Source organism: Streptomyces sp. NPDC001663, from assembly GCF_042893105.1.
Classification (GTDB): domain Bacteria; phylum Actinomycetota; class Actinomycetes; order Streptomycetales; family Streptomycetaceae; genus Streptomyces.
Genome location: NZ_JBIAUR010000009.1, coordinates 407779 through 424315, shown reverse-complemented (window position 1 = coordinate 424315; position 16537 = coordinate 407779). Strand labels below are relative to the sequence as shown.

General features: G+C 70.0%; 15 protein-coding genes. 8 read left to right on the top strand and 7 right to left on the bottom strand.

Annotation, left to right across the window (positions count from 1 at the left end):
• Window positions 1-162 precede the first annotated feature (162 nt).
• From ACFY1L_RS29705 to ACFY1L_RS29680, 6 genes are all read left to right on the top strand, one after another.
• Entirely contained in the window at window positions 163-921 is a 759-nt protein-coding gene (locus ACFY1L_RS29705) for an ABC transporter ATP-binding protein (RefSeq protein WP_388830888.1), read from the top strand.
• Entirely contained in the window at window positions 918-1727 is an 810-nt protein-coding gene (locus ACFY1L_RS29700) for an ABC transporter ATP-binding protein (RefSeq protein WP_388830886.1), read from the top strand. The genes ACFY1L_RS29705 and ACFY1L_RS29700 overlap by 4 nt, the downstream gene beginning before the upstream one ends.
• Before the next feature lie 5 nt (window positions 1728-1732).
• The gene (locus ACFY1L_RS29695; RefSeq protein ID WP_388830884.1) at window positions 1733-2614 is read left to right on the top strand and encodes a branched-chain amino acid ABC transporter permease; all 882 of its coding nucleotides are present in this window, start codon (window positions 1733-1735) and stop codon (window positions 2612-2614) included.
• Window positions 2611-3708: a branched-chain amino acid ABC transporter permease gene (locus tag ACFY1L_RS29690; RefSeq protein ID WP_388830882.1), complete on the top strand. Its 1098-nt coding sequence runs from the start codon at window positions 2611-2613 to the stop codon at window positions 3706-3708. The genes ACFY1L_RS29695 and ACFY1L_RS29690 overlap by 4 nt, the downstream gene beginning before the upstream one ends.
• 5 nt (window positions 3709-3713) lie before the next feature.
• Window positions 3714-4991, top strand: coding sequence for an ABC transporter substrate-binding protein (locus ACFY1L_RS29685; RefSeq protein WP_388830880.1), 1278 nt, complete (start codon window positions 3714-3716; stop codon window positions 4989-4991).
• Between the two features lie 447 nt (window positions 4992-5438).
• On the top strand, window positions 5439-7859 hold the full coding sequence (locus ACFY1L_RS29680; protein ID WP_388830878.1) for a SpoIIE family protein phosphatase: 2421 nt from the start codon (window positions 5439-5441) through the stop codon (window positions 7857-7859).
• Between the two features lie 84 nt (window positions 7860-7943).
• Here ACFY1L_RS29680 and ACFY1L_RS29675 read toward each other — a convergent pair whose 3' ends face one another.
• Together ACFY1L_RS29675 and ACFY1L_RS29670 are read right to left on the bottom strand one after the other, a co-directional pair.
• Complete coding sequence (locus tag ACFY1L_RS29675; RefSeq protein WP_388830876.1) at window positions 7944-9560, bottom strand: cation acetate symporter; 1617 nt, start codon at window positions 9558-9560, stop codon at window positions 7944-7946.
• Window positions 9557-9907 (bottom strand): DUF485 domain-containing protein, encoded by a 351-nt coding sequence (locus ACFY1L_RS29670; RefSeq protein ID WP_388830874.1) that lies wholly within the window; start codon window positions 9905-9907, stop codon window positions 9557-9559. Before ACFY1L_RS29670 ends, ACFY1L_RS29675 begins: the two co-directional genes overlap by 4 nt.
• A gap of 480 nt (window positions 9908-10387) precedes the next feature.
• Here ACFY1L_RS29670 and ACFY1L_RS29665 point away from each other — a divergent pair, with 480 nt between their 5' ends.
• Window positions 10388-11500, top strand: coding sequence for a catalase family protein (locus ACFY1L_RS29665; RefSeq protein ID WP_388830872.1), 1113 nt, complete (start codon window positions 10388-10390; stop codon window positions 11498-11500).
• 144 nt (window positions 11501-11644) lie between these two features.
• Here ACFY1L_RS29665 and ACFY1L_RS29660 read toward each other — a convergent pair whose 3' ends face one another.
• From ACFY1L_RS29660 to ACFY1L_RS29645, 4 genes are all read right to left on the bottom strand, one after another.
• Complete coding sequence (locus ACFY1L_RS29660; protein WP_388830870.1) at window positions 11645-12697, bottom strand: alcohol dehydrogenase catalytic domain-containing protein; 1053 nt, start codon at window positions 12695-12697, stop codon at window positions 11645-11647.
• Window positions 12698-12722: 25 nt separating this feature from the next.
• Entirely contained in the window at window positions 12723-13730 is a 1008-nt protein-coding gene (locus ACFY1L_RS29655; RefSeq protein WP_388830868.1) for an NADP-dependent oxidoreductase, read from the bottom strand.
• A gap of 69 nt (window positions 13731-13799) precedes the next feature.
• Window positions 13800-14249, bottom strand: a complete 450-nt coding sequence (locus tag ACFY1L_RS29650) for an IclR family transcriptional regulator C-terminal domain-containing protein (protein WP_388830866.1) — start codon at window positions 14247-14249, stop codon at window positions 13800-13802.
• 76 nt (window positions 14250-14325) lie between these two features.
• Window positions 14326-15123: an AraC family transcriptional regulator gene (locus ACFY1L_RS29645; protein ID WP_388830864.1), complete on the bottom strand. Its 798-nt coding sequence runs from the start codon at window positions 15121-15123 to the stop codon at window positions 14326-14328.
• 84 nt (window positions 15124-15207) lie between these two features.
• On the opposite strand from ACFY1L_RS29645, the gene ACFY1L_RS29640 reads away from it, so the two are divergent.
• A complete protein-coding gene (locus ACFY1L_RS29640; protein ID WP_388830862.1) occupies window positions 15208-16017 on the top strand; it encodes a sulfite exporter TauE/SafE family protein in 810 nt (269 codons plus the stop codon).
• Between the two features lie 49 nt (window positions 16018-16066).
• Here ACFY1L_RS29640 and ACFY1L_RS29635 read toward each other — a convergent pair whose 3' ends face one another.
• On the bottom strand, window positions 16067-16480 hold the full coding sequence (locus ACFY1L_RS29635) for a tautomerase family protein (RefSeq protein WP_388830860.1): 414 nt from the start codon (window positions 16478-16480) through the stop codon (window positions 16067-16069).
• Between the last annotated feature and the right edge of the window lie 57 nt (window positions 16481-16537).

Below are 16537 nucleotides of genomic sequence, written 5' to 3'. Positions count from 1 at the left end.
TGTTCCGTCAACAGGCTCGGCGGGCGAGATGCCGGGGGAGTTGGGCGTGGCGCACAAGTCGGAGGACGCGAAGTTGGGTGCTCGCACCCAATGTGCGCTCGGAAGGCCCACACCTACTGTGACGCTCGCCCACCCCCCAGCACCTCGGAAGGGGCGTCACTCATGCTCGCGGTCGACGGTATCAGCGTGCGCTTCGGCGGGATCACGGCACTGGACGGTGTCGCGTTCACGGTCGAGCCGGGCACCGCCGTGGGGCTCATCGGACCGAACGGAGCCGGCAAGACCACCTTGTTCAACTGCCTCACCAGGCGCTGCACCCCTGATGCGGGGACGGTGCGGTTCGAGGACGAGGACCTGCTCGCCCTTCCGCCGCACTCCGTGGCCGGGCGCGGCATCGCCCGCACCTTCCAGAACCTGGGTCTGTTCCCACGGCTCACGGTCCGGGAGAACGTCATGGTCGGTGCCCACAGCCGGGGGCGCACGGGACACCTCGCTGCGGCGCTCCGGCTGCCCCGCGTCCGGCGGGACGAGAGGGAACTGCGTGACCAGGCGGACGACCTGCTTCGGCGGCTCGACCTGGCGGATGTCGCCGACCACCCCGCGTCCGGGCTGCCGTTCGGCACGCTCAAACGCGTCGAACTCGCCCGGGCGCTCGCGGTACGGCCCCGGCTGCTGTTGCTCGACGAACCCGTCAACGGGCTCAGCCACGGCGAGGTCGACCAATTCGCGGATCTGGTCCGGTCGGTGCGCCAGGAGTTCGACCTCACGCTCGTGGTGGTCGAACACCACATGGGGTTCGTGATGGGCCTGTGCGACAAGGTCGTGTGTCTCGACTTCGGGCGCAGGATCGCCGAGGGCTCGCCGGAGGAGATCCAGCGCGACCCGGCGGTCGTTGAGGCGTACCTGGGGGTGGCGGCATGACGGAACCCACCTCCGACAGCACCGAGGCCGAGCAGGCGAATGCGGAGCCGGACTTCCTGAAGGTCGCCGGCCTGCATGCCGGATACGGCCAGGCCCGCGTGCTCCAGGGGCTCGACTTCTGCGTCGCACGCGGTGAGGTGTGCGCGATCCTCGGACCCAACGGCGCGGGCAAGACAACGACCCTGCGGGCCCTGTGCGGCATGGTCCGCGGACGCGGCTCGGTGACGTTGAACGGTACGGAGCTGCTGGGCCGCTCGCCCGAACAGACCGCCCGCCTCGGCGTGGCGCACGTACCCGAGGGCCGGGGCACCTTCAACGACCTGACCGTCGAGGAGAACCTGCGCATCGGCGCCCACTCGCGCGCCCGCCGGTGGCGGCGGGGCCGCGCCGAGCGCGCGGCCGTCGCGGCCGACCTGGAACGGATCTACGGCTACTTCCCCAAGCTGCGCCAGCGGTCCCGCCAGGCCGCGGGCAGCCTCAGCGGCGGCGAACAGCAGATGCTCGCCATCGGCAGGGCCTTGATGCTGCGGCCCTCGCTGCTGCTCCTGGACGAGCCGTCGCTGGGGCTCGCGCCGCTGGTCACTCGCGAGCTGTTCGAGATCGTCCGTGCCGTCAACGAGGAGGAACGCACCACCGTGGTCGTCGTCGAGCAGAACGCCCAACTCGCGCTGGATGTGGCGCACCGGGCGCACGTACTGGAGGCCGGCCGCCTGGTGCTGTCCGGGCCGTCCCGGGAGATCCGCGAGGACGGGCAGGTCGCCGAGGTGTACCTCGGTGTCTCCGTCCGCTCCGGAAAGGGCGGGTGAGCGCCGTGACCGAACTGCTCCAGCAAGTGGTGGAAGGCGTCGGCTCCGGCGCGGTCTATGCCAGCCTTGCGCTGGCCCTGGTGCTGATCCACCGGTTCACCGGAATCGTCAACTTCGCGCAGGGTGAGCTCGCCATGATCTCCACGTACGTGGCGTGGCAGCTCGTGGCGTCCGGGATGTCGTTCTGGCTGGCGCTGCCGGTGACCCTGGCGGCGTCGTTCGTCGGCGGCATGCTGGTCGAACGGATCGTCATCCGGCCTGTGCAGAGCGCACCCGAGCTGACGATGGTCATCGTCACGGTCGGCCTGTTCATCTTCGTCAACGCAGTGGCCGGTCTGATCTGGTCGTTCACCGTGAAGGACTTCCCGCAGCCCTTCCCCGACGGCGGGATCGACCTGGGCGGGGTCCGCGTGGACTGGTCGACCTTCGGGATCATCGCGGTGGTGGCCGTCGTGATGGGCCTGCTCTATCTGTTGTTCCAGCACACCTCCGTCGGCCTGGTGATGAGGGCGGTCGCCTGCAACCCCGCCTCCGCCCGGCTGTCGGGCATCAGGGTCGGCCGCGTGCTGATGCTCGGCTGGGGGCTCGCCGCGACAGTCGGCGCGGTGTCGGGCGTGCTCGTCGCCCCGGTGCTGTTCCTCGAGCCCAACATGATGGGCGGAGTGCTGATCTACGCGTTCGCCGCGGCCACCCTCGGTGGCTTCGACAGCCCGGTCGGTGCGGTCGTCGGCGGCCTGTTCGTGGGCGTGGCCGAGACGCTGGCCGGGGCGTACGTGGACGTGATCGGTGCCGATCTGAAGGTGGGCGTTCCCCTGGTGATCATTCTGGCGGTGCTGCTGATGCGGCCCCAGGGCCTGTTCGGACGGGCGGCGGTGGAGCGCGCATGAGCACGATCGTCGCAACACTCGGCGCCGACCGCGCCCGCCGCCTGCGGGTCGTGCTCGCCGCGCTGCTCGCCGCGGGCGTCGCCGTCGGCGCACCGTTCTACTTCGCCCCCTTCCAGGTCTTCCAGCTGACCATGGTGCTGGTGTACGCCGTGGCGCTGGCCGGCCTGAACCTACTGGTCGGATTCGGCGGGCAGATCTCCCTCGGGCACGGGGCGTTCTTCGCGGCAGGGGCCTACACGGCGGCAGTCATGCTCGACCGCTACGACACCGGGCACCTGGCCACGTTGCCGGTCGCGGCCGGCGGATGTTTCCTGCTGGGCCTCGGTTTCGGTGTGCCCGCCCTGCGGCTGCGCGGACTGTACCTGGCCCTGGTCACCCTCTCGTTCGCCGTGTTCCTGCCGCCGCTCCTCAAGCGGCTCGAACCGGTCACGGGCGGTTCCATGGGCCTGACGGTGGACAAGCTGCAGCCGCCCGTGTGGAGCGGACTGGCCGAGGACCAGTGGATGTACTTCGTGGTCCTCGCCGTCACCGCGGTGGCTCTGCTGCTCGCCCGCAACCTGCTGCGGTCCCGGGTCGGCCGGGCACTGCTCGCCGTGCGGGACAACGAGAGTGCCGCCGAGGTCATGGGCGTACGGCTCTCGCTGCACAAGACCCTCGCCTTCGCGTGGAGCGCGCTGTTCGCGGGTGTCTCCGGGTGCGTCTACACCTGGGTGATCGGCTTCGTCTCACCCGACTCGTTCAGCTTCGTCCTGTCCATCACGCTGCTGGCCGGCCTGGTGGTCGGAGGGCTCGCCTCGCTGTACGGACCCCTGCTGGGGGCGGCCTTCGTCGTGTACGTGCCGAGCGTGGCCCAGGACATCAGCGAGGCGGCGCCCGGTGTGGTGTTCGGCCTGCTGATCATCGCGGTGATGTTCGTGGCGCCGACGGGACTGGCCGGTCTGGCGGTCCGTGCCCGGGGCGCTGCCGCCGGCCGCCTCAACCGCTCCGCCTCCGGCGACCTGACGCCCGACCCCTCCGCACCCCTCACCCCGGCGGATCCCGCACCTGTCGATGCCGAACCCGTGGGCGCATCGCCCCGCACGGAAAAGGAATGAATCACATGCGCAAGACGACCACTCTGCGGGCTGCCGCAGCCGTGTCCGCCGCCCTGCTCCTCGCCACCGCCTGCAACAGCCAGCGCGGGCAGGACGACAAGGACGCCGCCGCCGACGGTGCGTGCAAGGGCCAGCAGACCACCGGCATCACGGACAAGACCATCAAACTGGGCGGCATCTACCCACTGTCGGGACCGGCCTCCGCGTACGGCACGATCAGCAAAGGCGTGAGCGCCTACTTCAAGCACGTCAACGCCAACGGCGGCATCGACGGCCGCACGGTGGAGTTCACCGTCCGGGACGACGGCTACCAGCCGCCCAAGGCGGTCGAGGAGGCCCGCAGACTCGTCGAGCAGGAGAAGGTCTTCGCCGTCTTCCAGACCCTGGGCACCCCGTCCACGGCCGCCGTGTGGGACTACCTGAACAAGCAGAAGGTGCCGCAGCCGTTCGTCGCCACCGGCGCCTCCGTCTGGGGTACGGACGACAACCACCCGTGGACCACCGGCTGGCAGCCCAACTACGTCGCCGAGGCACGGGTGTACGCCAAGTACCTCAAGGAGGAGAAGCCGAAGGCCAGGGTCGCCGTCCTCCACCAGAACGACGACTTCGGCAAGGATCTGCTCGGCGGGTTCAAGGCAGCCGTCGCCGGCAGCGGCATCAAGGTGGTCGCCGAGGAGAGCTACGAGGTCACCGACCCCTCCGTCTCGGCACAGATGACAAGCCTCGCCCGGTCCAAGGCGGATGTGCTGCTCAGCATCACCACGCCGAAGTTCGGCAGCCAGGCCCTCGCCGCCGATGCCAAGAACACCAAGTGGAACCCGCTGCACATCGTGAACAACGTGTCCTCGTCCACCACCGTGCTCAAGCCCGTCGGGTTCAAGAACGTGCAGGGTGTGGTTTCGGCGACCTACTTCAAGGACCCCGCCGATCCGCAGTGGGCCGACGACGCGGAGATGAAGACGTACCGGGACGCGCTGCGCAAGTACGCGCCCGGCTCCGACCCGGCCAACCAGTTCAACGCCTACGGCTGGGCCGCTGCCTCCAGCCTGCACAAGGCCCTGGACGGGATGAAGTGCCCGACCAGGGAGGGCTTGCGGGACGCGGTGCGCAACCTCAAGGACGTCAAGGTGGGCATGTTGCTGCCCGGTGTCACCCTGACCACCGGAACCGATGACGCCTTCCCGATCGAGACGATGCAGCTGATGCGGTTCAAGGGTGAGCGGTGGCAGCTGTTCGGTAAGCCGGTGGACACCCGCAAGGAGTTCGGCCCGCTGGCGAAGTGAGCCGGCGGGGGCGGTCCCGGTCGATGCCCTGACCCCTGGGGGCCGCCCCCGCCCCGTCACTGGAGGCCGCAGTGGATCCACTGCCCCTCGCGACCTCCAGTGCCGTCATCGGCCTGTTCGTCGGACCCGGTGGCCGGAGCGTGCAGGAAGGTGACGGCTTCGGGGTGTCGATCAGGCCCGGGGCGACCCGGTGGCGCGGATTTCACGCGGCGCACCCTCCTTCGCGACACGGCGACACGGCGACACGGCGACACGGCGGCATGCGGCGGGCAAGGCCGCGGCCTTCGCCGGATTTCAATAGGCTTACATGGTCAGCAGGCCAACGTGCATTCGGGAACGCCGAACAACCGCCGCGGACGCCGTCATGCCGGTCACCGGCCGTGGTCAGGACCCGCGGCAGACCATCGGTGACCGAGTACACGGTCGTGTCCAGCGGTGGAGAAGCGGATGAAGGAGCTCAGCGAAAGCCACGAGGATCCGTTCGCCCTGCACCTCGGCGCCTTCGCGGTGCTCGACGACCGGGGAGTCGTGGTCGGATGGAACCGGCGGGCTCAGGAACTGCTCGGCTATCCGGACACCGCCGTGATCGGTCGTCCGGCGTTCGAGGTCCTTGTCGATCCTCGTGATCTGCCGGCTGTCACCGAGGCCGCGGCGAGCTGCAGGCGAGCCGGCGGCTGGTTCGGTGTGCTGGCATTGCGGCACCGCGACGGGCGGCTCGTGGAGCTGGGGCTCAGGGCCCATGAGCTGTCACGCGATGGCCGGGTCCGTGAGTGGTTTCTTGCGGGGGCACCCGCGAGTGACGTCCTGGAGTGGCAGAGGGACCGCGCGGTTCTCGACGGGTTGTACCGCCAGTGCCCGATCGGCTTGGTCGTCCACGGCCCCGACCTGAGGATTCTCCGCGTCAACCGAGCCATCGAACGGTTCAGCGGCGTACCGGCAGATGACTTTCGCGGGCTGCCAACCGGCCGGCTGCTCCTTCCCGACGACGAGCGCAGGGCCGTGGACCGGGTGCGCCAGGTGATGGAGACCGGACGGCCCCTGGTCTACTCCGAGCAGTTCGCTCGCCTGGAGCAGGATCCGGCACGAGAGCGGGTCGCGTTGGTGTCGTCCTTCCGGATGGAGGACCCCTCCGGCCGCATCCTGGGTGTGGCCGAGATGATCGAGGACATCACCGAACGCCATCGGGCCCAGCGTCGGCTCGCGCTCCTCGACCAGGTCGGCAGCCGTATCGGAACCACCCTCGACGTGGCGGAGACCGCCCGGGAACTCGCCGAGGTGATGGTGCCTCACCTCGCCGACCACGCGTCGGTGGACCTGCTCCAACCGGTGACGCGCGGTGAGGAACCGACGCGCGCTCTGGCAGGGCCCGTGGTGCGACTGGGGACCTGCGGCGTCGGTGCCCAGCAACCCGGCCCGCCCCACCCCCACGGCGAGCCCGTGGAGTTCGGGTCCGACACACCGCAGGCCGGATGCCTGGCCGAGGGACGGCCTGTCCTGGAACCGGTTCTCCCGCCCGACTGGTTCTCGGCGGAAGGCCGCCAGGGGGCCAACGCTCCGGACCTGGGCGCCCACTCCCTGATCGTGGTACCTCTTGCCGCGCGTGGCCTCGTGCTCGGCGTCATGACCTTGTGGCGCTCGCGCCGTCCCGATGCCTTCGAGGCGGACGATCTGACCCTCGCTCAGGAACTCGGCTCGCGCGCCGCCGTCGCCATCGACAACGCCAGGCGCTTCACCCAGCAGCAGCAGACCGCGTTCACCTTGCAGAGCAGCCTTCTGCCCCGGGCCGTTCCGGACCAGTCGGCGGTCGAAGTGGCCCTGCGGTACCTGCCGGCCAGCGCGGCCCCGGGCCTGGGCGGCGACTGGTTCGACATCATTCCCCTGTCCGGGGCCAGGGTCGCCCTCGTCGTCGGCGACGTGGTGGGACGCGGCATCCACGCTGCCGCCACCATGGGCCGGCTGCGCACTGCCGTGCATACGCTCGCCAGCCTCGACCTGGAACCGGACGAAGTCCTCTCCCGCCTGGACGACCTGGTCAACCTGCTGGCGGCCGAACGGGAAGCAGCCGGCGAACGGCCCGTGGATGAGCAGGTCGTCGGCGCCACCTGCCTGTACGCCGTGTACGACCCGGTCTCCGGACGCTGCTCCGTGGCACGCGCCGGTCACCCGCTGCCGGTGGTGACCGCTCCGGATGGACAGGTGGCTTTGCTCGACCTGCCCGCCGGCCCACCGCTCGGCCTGGGCGGCCTGCCGTTCGAGGCCCGGGACATCGAACTGGCCCCGGGAAGCCTGCTGTGCCTGTACACCAACGGCATCATCGGCGAACGCCACATCGATGCCGACATCGGCCTGACGAAGCTGCGTGCGGCGCTCAGCCGCCCAGCGGACCCGCTGGAACGCACATGCCAGGCGGTCGTCGACTCGCTCGTGCCCTCGCGCCCCAGCGACGACGTCGTTCTGCTGATCGCCCGCACCCGCCTGCTGCCACCGGAAAACGTCGCTTCCTGGCGTCTGCCGCCGGAGCCCACCAGTGCCGCCCGGGCCAGGGCATTGACCTCGGCCAAGCTGACCGAGTGGGGTCTGGAGCACCTGGCGTTCACCACTGAGCTGATCGCCAGCGAACTGGTCACCAACGTCTACCGCTACGCCGACGGTCCCGCGACCCTACGGCTGATCCGTGAACGGCGTCTGGTGTGCGAGGTCAGCGACACCAGCCACACCTCACCCCACCTGCGCCGCGCCCGTACGACCGACGAGGGCGGGCGCGGCCTGTTCCTGGTGGCCCAGATGACCGAGCGCTGGGGCACCCGCTACACCCGCGAGGGCAAGACCGTGTGGACCGAACAGCCACTGACCGGCACGTCCGTCTGATGACCGGAACGTCCGTCTGACCGTCTCAGGCCGCGGCCGGCGCGGCGGAGGCCGCCCGGAGCCGGCCTCCCCCCGCCGCCGTGGTCATTCGGCTGCGGCGAGCAGCCGTTCCTCGCTCTCGTCGTACAGGCGCCGTTGCTCGCGGCTGTCTGCGGCACGGCGCCGGTGGTCCAGACGGCTGCCCAGCCAACCCGCCAGGTAGCCGAACGGAATGGAGACCAGTCCGGTGGACTGCATGGGGAAGAGGGCGAAGTCGGCGTCCGGGAAGAGGGCGGACGGCGTGCCCGAAACGGCCTTGGAGAAGACCATGAGCAGGATGGCGCAGGCCGCGCCGCCGTAGAGAGTGGCGAGCAGTCCGGTGCGCGTGAACCCTCGCCAGAACAAGGAGTAGGTGAGCGCGGGTGCCACCGCCGATGCTCCTACGCAGATGGCCAGCGTGGTCAACACGCCGACGTCCCAGTTCTGCACCATGGTGGCGAGCCCGATGGCCACGACTCCCACGGCCACGCTCGTCCACGCCGCCACCGTCATCTCGGTACGCGGCTCGGCCTGTCCCCGCCGCAACGTATGGGCGAACAGGTCGTGGGCGAGTGACGAGGCCGCGGCCAGGGTCATCCCGGCGACCGACGACAGCAGGGTGATGAACACCATGCCCGCCACGGCCGAGTAGAGGATCGTCGCGCCTGCGGAGGAGGGACCCCCGCCGAGCACCTGCGACAGCATGAGCATCGACGTTCTGCCGTGCGGGTCGGCTGTGGTGATGTACTGCGACCCCACCAGGGCCGCCGCACCCGTACCCATGATGATCACGAGCAAGCAGAAGGTGGTGACCGTGCCGACGGCCCATGACATGGAGCGACGCACGGCCGGCACGTCCTGAGCGGAGTACAGACGCATCGTGATGTGGGGCAGGCAGGCCACGCCGAGGACCACGGTGATCTGGAGACTGACGAAGTCCAGCCGGTCAACGGCCGAGGTGCCCAACTGAAGGCCCTGCTGGAGGTAGGCGGGGCCCGCGCCGCTGCCGTGCTGGGCGGCTCTGAGCACGTCGCCGGGGTTCCAGTCGAAGCGGTTGAGTACGAGAGCGGCGACGACGATGCTGGTGCCGAGCAGGAGCACGATCTTGATCATCTGGATGAGAGCGGTGCCCCTCATACCGCCGATCGCCGCATAAATGATCATCAGGCTGCCGACGATGACGATGCACGCCGTCCTGACGCCCGCCACGTGCGGGATGTTCAGGATGAAGGTGAGCAGCGACCCGGCTCCGGAGAGCTGGACGACCAGGAAGGGCAGGGTCGCCGAAAGCGTCACCACGCAGGCCGCCACACGCACGGCCCGTCCGGACATGTTGCGGGCCAGGACGTCGCCCATGGTGAACCTGCCGGCGTTGCGCAGGGGTTCGGCCAGCAGGAACATCAGCAGAACCAGGGACAGGGCGGTGCTGACCGCGAGGACGTAGCCGTCGTATCCGGCGAGCGCGATGATGCCGGTGGTGCTCAGCACGGTGGCCGCGGAGATGTAGTCGCCCGCGATCGCCAGGCCGTTCTTGAGCGGGGTGAGCGACAGGTAGCCGGTGTAGAAGTTCGTCAGGTCGTCGCGGTCCGGGCCTGCCATGACGCACATCATCAGCGTGACGGTGACCAGCGTGGTGAAGAGAACCATGACGATGGCCTGTGTCCCGGAACTGAAGTCGTTCATCTCGCCATTCCCGCGTCCCGGCCGGCGGGGACCGCCCGCTCCCTGACTGCGCGGGCCAACGGATCCACCGAGCGTTGTGCGCTGCGTCCGTACCAGAAGACGGCCGCGAAGGTGACGACGAGTTGGAGGACGCCCAGGGCCATGCCCAGGCTCAGCTCTCCGGTGATCTTGGATCCCATCAGGCCGGGCGCATAGCAGGACAGCACGACATACACCACGAAGGAGCCGAGCGCGGTGAGCGTGGAGATCCTGCGGAGCAGGCGGTAGGCGGAGCGGAGGGCGGCAAGGTCGACGTCGTGCCGATGAGTCTCGTGCGTGTAGGAGGCGTCCCAAGGGGCTTGGCGCACGTACGAGTCGTAACGCGGGGCGTCGTGCCCGTACGGCTCCGGCCACGGGTTCTGCCCGTACGCATCGTGTCGAGGGGGGACCCCGTGGGGCTGGGGGTGCGGCTGCGCCCATCCCGTAGGCGCTGATGGTGGGTATCGGTTCTCGTCGGCGTATGTCATCGCCTGGCCTTCCACTGCGGCTCGGATCCTCGAGGTGAACGGGGAAGAGTGGTCAGGCCGCGCACCATACCGACTGGTTGGGATGTCTTGTAAGTCTGTCGTGGGTCACGTTTCGGGGTTGATGTCGACCTGCGGATACCCGAGCTGTGGAAGGGCTCGTTCTTCCCGGATCGCCTGTCCGAAAAGTCGGCCAGCCGATGCGGCGCCCTCGACGTGGTTGCTCTCGTCGGCGTGTGATTCATCACAACCAGTTATGTTGTGCACAATTTAATTGCTGACTAGCGTCTGGAGTCAACGGCACCATCACAGGGAGGCAGCACCATGAATCCCGTCCGATACGAGGACTACCGCCCCGCCGAACGTCCGACCTATCAAGAGGAGTTGGAGGCAGTGGTCGCACAGGTGGCGCGGCGCACCGGTGCCTCGGTCGAGCGCGAAGCCGTCGGCCGCGCCGTCCGCACCGCCCATGGAAAGACCTACGGCCTGCTCAAGGCCACCGTCACGGTCGGTGACAACCAGGGCTTCCACGGCCAGGGCATCTTCGCCCGGCCCACCGTGTACGACGCCGTCGTCCGCTACTCCAACGGTCTGGGCCACCAGCGTCCCGACCACCAGCTGGGCGCGGCGTGCGGGATGGGCATCAAGCTGTTCGGGGTCCCCGGCCCCTCACTGCTGGCTGACGAACCGGACACCGGTACCTTCGACCTCAACCTGATCAACAACGAGGTCTTCTTCGCGAACACCGCCTCCGACTACATGGTCATCGAGGACCTGTTTGCGGAGTTGCCCGAGGCCCTGGTGAATCCGGCCCGCCGCAAGACCTGGATGGCCGAGTTCCTGACCCGCCGGGGCACGCTCACCGATCCCGACGGCTGGTTGTGGGACGAACTGTTCGCCATGCTGTCGTTCACCCGCGTCCCGCGCAGGAACCTGCTGTCGTACACCTACAACAGCATGGGCGCCTTCCGGTACGGCGATCACATCGCCAAGATCCGCACCGTGCCGACGGCCGAGTCCCTGGCCGCCCTCACGCACCAGATCGTGGACGTGCGCGCGGACAACGAGGCATTCCGCCGCACCCTGGTTGCCGAGGTGGCGGAGCGGGAACACTCCTTCGAGCTCCAGGTGCAGCTCAACACCGATCTGGCTCGCATGCCGGTGGACAACACCTCCGTGAAGTGGTCCGAAGAGCTGGCCCCCTGGGTGACCGTCGCGCGTGTGGACCTCCCGCGTCAGGACATCGGCGGGGACGACAACCTGGCGGCCGCCGACGCCACGTCGATCACTCCGTGGCGCTCACGAGAGGAGCACCGGCCCATCGGCGAGATCCAGCGGGTGCGGCAGGAGGTGTACCGGCGCTCGTCCATCGAGCGGCACCGCATCAATGGGCAGCAGCGGTGCGAACCGGTCAGCAGTGCGCAGCTGCTCGGCTGAGCCGGCCAAGCCGCGTCCCGCCGCGTGCGCTGACCGCAGCGGGACTGCGGCCGCGCGCAACAAGCGAGCCGCCGGCGGAATTCTCGCCTCTGCCCACGTGCCCTTCCCGGAGTAGTGAGGCGGCGGCTCCTCCTATGAACAGGGTCAGCGGGCGGGGTCGAGAAGGATCTTGCGGACGCCGTCGGAACGGTCTGCGAACAGTTCGTACGCCGACGGGCCTTCGGAGAGGGGGAAGCGGTGCGAGACGACCGCCTCCGGCTTGATCCGGCCCGCACGGGTCAGGGCGATCAGGGGAGGGAGCTCGTAGTGCACCGAGCACAGCCCGATGGCGAACTCCAGTTCCTTGACCTGCGCCAGCCCCATGTGGAAGGGGAACGCCTTGCTCTGGCTGACCCCGATGACGCTGACTCGGCCGGCTTGCCGGACGGCCTTGAGAGCGAGCTCGATGGTGGCGTCCGAGCCAACGGCTTCGACCACGGCGTCCGGCCCGCGTCCGCCGGTCATGTCCCGGATGGCCGTCCGCGCGTCCTCGCCCTCGACCGGCTCGACCCCCAGGGTGGCGGCGAAGGCGCGGCGCTCCGCGACCAGGTCCGCGCCCAGTACCCGTGCGGCGCCCATCGCGAAGGCGGACTGGGCGGCCATGAGGCCGACCGGACCGAGGCCGATGACCAGGACGGTCTCACCGGGCTGGATGCGGGCACGGCGGCAGCCGTACCAGGCCGTGGGGGCGTTGTCCGTCAGGACGACGGCGGCTTCGTCGGAGATGTCCTCGGGCACGTGCACCAGATTGACATCGGCGTACGGCACCGAGAGGGCCTGGGCCTGGCTGCCCTGAAGCTGTGGGCTGACTCCGTAGCAGAGCTCCGTGCTGGACTTGGCGCGCTCGCACCGGGCGGTGAACCCGGCCGCGCACGACCGGCACAGGGCGCAGCCGACCGATGCGGGCACCAGGACCCGGTCGCCGGGCTTGAAACGGGTGACCCGGTCGCCGGTCTCGACCACCACACCGACGCACTCGTGTCCCGGCGTGTAGCCCAGTTCCGGACTGAACGGGTTGCCTTGGTAGATGTGCAGGTCGCTGCCGCAGATGCCGGCCGTGGTGACCTGGACGACCGCATCGGTGGGGTTGGTGACGGCCGGGTCGGGGGCGTCCCCATAGCGGATGTCGTGGCGGCCGTGGTAGCTCAGTGCTTTCACCGGATTTCTCCCTCCCTCTGCCCGGTCAGTCCGCGATCTTCAGCACGAGCTTGCCGCGGTTCTCACCGCGGAACAGCCGCATGAGGGTGTCGGGGAATGCCGCCACTGGGCCCGATACCACGTCCTCCAGAGACTTCAGCCGGCCCTCCGCCTGCCACGTGGCCAGTTGGGCGATGCCCTCGGCGTACCGGTCGGCGTAGTCGAACACCACCATGCCGGTCATGGAGGCGCGGTTCACCAGCAACGACAGGTAGTTGCTGGGGCCTTGTGGCTTGGTGCTGTTGTACTGGGAGATCGCGCCGCAGACGACGATGCGGGCACCGCGCGCCAGCCGCAGCAGCACGGCGTCCAGAACGTCACCGCCGACGTTGTCGAAGTACACGTCGACACCGTCGGGGGCGTGCTCGCGCAGGGCCTTGCGGACGTCCTCCTTCTGGTAGTCGATCGCGGCGTCGAACCCGAGCTCGTCGACCACGAGCCGGCACTTGGACTCACCGCCTGCGATGCCGATGACCCGGCAGCCCAGGATCTTGGCGATCTGACCGACGACACTGCCGACCGCCCCCGCCGCTCCGGAGACGACGACGGTCTGACCGGGCTCGGGCCGCCCGATGTCGATCAGGCCGAAGTAGGCCGTCAGGCCCGACATGCCGAGAGCGCCGAGATACGTCGGCAAAGGGGCGGCCGCCGGGTCGACCTTGGTCACGTCGCGGCCGTCCGACACGCAGTACTCCTGCACGCCGAACGAGCCGGACACATGGTCGCCGACCGCGAACCCGGAGTGCCGGGAGCCGACCACCCTTCCCACCGCGCCGGCGCGCATCACCTCGCCGATCTCCACCGGCCGGATGTAGGACCTGCCCGCGTTCATCCAGCCGCGCATCGCCGGGTCGATCGACAGACAGAGCACCTGCACCAGGAATTCCCCGTCGCCCGGCTGCCCGGTCGGCTCCTCGACGTGCTCCCAGTCGGTGGGCCGCGGCTCTCCCACGGGACGTGCGGCCAGGCGCACCTGGTGGTTGATTCTGCTCATCTCGGGCGGCCCCTTCGACGGTCGCGTGGGATCGGCGGTCGGTGCAGCCGGGCAGGCCGCCGCCGTCACTTACCGATGCGTCTGCCAGGCATACCATCCAGTCGGTATGGGCGGAGAGCGTACGGTGCCGTCCTCGTCGGAGGCAAGAGGGAGCCTGGTGCGGCGTACGGCGCAAGCGTGCGACCCGGGGCCATTCGCCGGCCCCGCGGTTGGGGATCCCCGGTCGGTGAGCATGTGCTTGACCTTCTGCGCGATCTCCGTCTCTGCCTCCGGGCAGACCCGGGAGGCAAGGGCGGCCACGCTCACCGCGGCGACCGCCTGCTTGTTCTCGTCACGGATCGGCGCGGCGATGCCGGCCGGTGTGAAGCGGCGCAGCTCGGCGGGCTGAAGCAGTCTGCGGGCCTCGTCGTCCGGGCTCCAGGCCGGCAGGACGAGGGCGGAGGCACCGGCGTTGACGGGAAGGGCGCTGCCGCGCTCGTAGGAGATGCGTATCGCGCAGGTGCTCTCCGCGCGGTACACGCACACCACCAGGCCGAGCCGGAAGCCGCCGCCGGGGGCTTCTTCGAGGTGGCCGATCGGACCGCTACGGGAGCCGTCAGGAACGTCGACTGCGGCCCGGACCGCCGCCCGCGCGGCTCCCCGCGAAGTGGGAAGGCGGCGTGCCGAAGACGCGGGTGAACGCCGCCGTGAACGCGGCGGGGGAGGCGTAGCCCAGAAGGCCGGAGACGTCGCTGACCGACGCGGTGCGCAGCAGCGGGACGGCGGCGAGCAGGCGGGCGCGGGACCGCCACACGGCCGGGCTGTCGCCGGTCTCCGCGCGGAAACGGCGCGTGAAGGCCCGTTCGCTCATGGCTGTCCGCGTGGCCCAGACGGTGTTGGTGGTGCCGGTGTCCGGGGCGGCCAGGTATTCGCGACACAGCGTGGCGAGGTCGGGAGAGGCGGGAATCCCGACATGGAAGGGGAGCGGGGCACGCGCGGCGATCTCGTGCAGGAGGAGCGCGGCGATGGCGCCCTCCCGGCCGGACAGGCCGTAGTCGGGCTCGAACCCGGCACTGGCCAGGAGCAGTTCGCGCAGCAGCGGCGGTACGTCCACCACTGTGCAGACCGCGGGCCACCAGGGGACGGCGCTCGGCTCGACGTACAGGCTCCGGGTGCTCACCCCCAGCATGCGGACCCGGTGCCGGGTGGCGGGCGGGATCAGGACGGCGCGCTCGGGCGGAACGGTCCAGGTGCCCTCGGCGGTGTCGACGACCATGACGCCGGTGGCGCCGTAGAGGAACTGCGCGCGCCGGTGCTCGTGCCAGTCCAGCACGTGGCCGGGCGGGTAGTCGGTGCCGATCGGCAGGACGGCCCGGTCGATGTGGTCGACGTCGGCCAGGGGGATGTTGCGCACCGGGTGACTGTACTGGCCGAGACTCGAAGGAATCGTGCCGGGCTTCGCATGCGGGACGACCCGTGGGGCTGATGGGGTGGCCTCATGGATCTTGTGGCGTTGGTCGGGATCGGGCTCCTCACCGGGATCACCACGGTGCTGTTCGGGTTCGGCGGCGGGTTCGTCGCGGTGCCGGTCGTGGTGTGGGCCGATGCGACACTCGGCGCGGACGCCCTGCGGGTCGCGACGGCCACCTCGGCCCTGGTGATGGTGGTGAACGCGGGGTTCGCGACGGCCGTCACACCGCGGCGGGTGCTGGCCTGCCTTCGAGGCAGCCGCATGCTGCTCGCCCTACTGGCGCTCGGCGCCTCGGCCGGTGCGCTCGCCACCCGGATCGCCCCGCCAGGCCTGGCCCGTTGGGCGTTCGTCGGATACGTCGTGATCACCATCGCCGACCTGCTCCTGCGCCCCGGCTTCCTGCGTCCGCACGCGCCGACGGAGGCGGGATCCGCCGGACCGCGGCCGCTAACGCCCCTCCTCGGTGCGCCGGTCGGAGCGGTCGCCGCCTTCCTCGGCGTGGGCGGCAGCGTCATGACCGTCCCCGCGATGCGGCGGGCCGGACACACCATGCACGCAGCGACCGCGCTGGCCAACCCGCTCACCCTCGCCATCGCGCTCCCGGCCGCCGTGATCTCCCTGGGGGGCTCTGGGCTGGCGACCGCCTTGGCCACGCACCTGCACCTGGTGGGCCTCGTCGATCCGGGCGCCGCCGCGGCGCTGCTCCTCGGGGCGTTGCCGGTGATCACGGTCCTGCGGCGGCACCCGCCACGGATCCCGGACCGGGCCCACTCCTGGGCGTACATCGGCCTGCTCGCCCTGGTGGTCGCCGCGATGCTGCCGTCGGCTTGGGCGTAGAGCAGCGACCTCGAGCCCGGGGCGCCTCGAACCCGCTGCCGGAGCGCGGCTAGCGCACAGCGGCTGCGGGAATGCCCAGGTCCCCCTCGACGTACTGGGCCCGGCCGAAGCCGAACGACCAGTCCGCCGGGGTGTTCTCGACGTATCCGATGAAGACGTCCTCCCCGGCCACGCCCACCTTCGCCAGCCAGGCGGCGACGGCGGCGTAGAGCTGCTGCTTGACCGCGGTCGAGCGGCCGGTCTGGGTGAAGATCTGAATCATCACCGTGTCGTTGCTGCGCTCGAAGCCCAGGCCGGCGTCGAGCGCGATGACCCGGCTCGCCTCGTGCTCGGTGATGATCTGGAAGCGGTCGCGCTCGGGTACGGCCAGCACCTCGACGACGGCCGCGTGGACGGCGTCGGCGACGGCGCGGACCTGGGCGTCGCTGCGGCCCTTGACGAGATCGATGCGGACCAGAGGCATGACGGGACTCCTTGCTCGTGTCGGAGCGACTCGACTGTGGATGTGTCACCAGCCTGC

Excerpts from the sequence above, each read along its gene's own strand:
- ACFY1L_RS29675 (WP_388830876.1), bottom strand. The coding sequence starts at position 9,560 with ATGAACGACTTCAGTTCCGGGACACAGGCCATCGTCATGGTTCTCTTC.
- ACFY1L_RS29640 (WP_388830862.1), top strand. The coding sequence starts at position 15,208 with ATGGATCTTGTGGCGTTGGTCGGGATCGGGCTCCTCACCGGGATCACC.
- ACFY1L_RS29655 (WP_388830868.1), bottom strand. The coding sequence starts at position 13,730 with ATGAGCAGAATCAACCACCAGGTGCGCCTGGCCGCACGTCCCGTGGGA.
- ACFY1L_RS29700 (WP_388830886.1), top strand. The coding sequence starts at position 918 with ATGACGGAACCCACCTCCGACAGCACCGAGGCCGAGCAGGCGAATGCG.
- ACFY1L_RS29635 (WP_388830860.1), bottom strand. The coding sequence starts at position 16,480 with ATGCCTCTGGTCCGCATCGATCTCGTCAAGGGCCGCAGCGACGCCCAG.
- ACFY1L_RS29665 (WP_388830872.1), top strand. The coding sequence starts at position 10,388 with ATGAATCCCGTCCGATACGAGGACTACCGCCCCGCCGAACGTCCGACC.
- ACFY1L_RS29690 (WP_388830882.1), top strand. The coding sequence starts at position 2,611 with ATGAGCACGATCGTCGCAACACTCGGCGCCGACCGCGCCCGCCGCCTG.
- ACFY1L_RS29680 (WP_388830878.1), top strand. The coding sequence starts at position 5,439 with ATGAAGGAGCTCAGCGAAAGCCACGAGGATCCGTTCGCCCTGCACCTC.
- ACFY1L_RS29685 (WP_388830880.1), top strand. The coding sequence starts at position 3,714 with ATGCGCAAGACGACCACTCTGCGGGCTGCCGCAGCCGTGTCCGCCGCC.
- ACFY1L_RS29705 (WP_388830888.1), top strand. The coding sequence starts at position 163 with ATGCTCGCGGTCGACGGTATCAGCGTGCGCTTCGGCGGGATCACGGCA.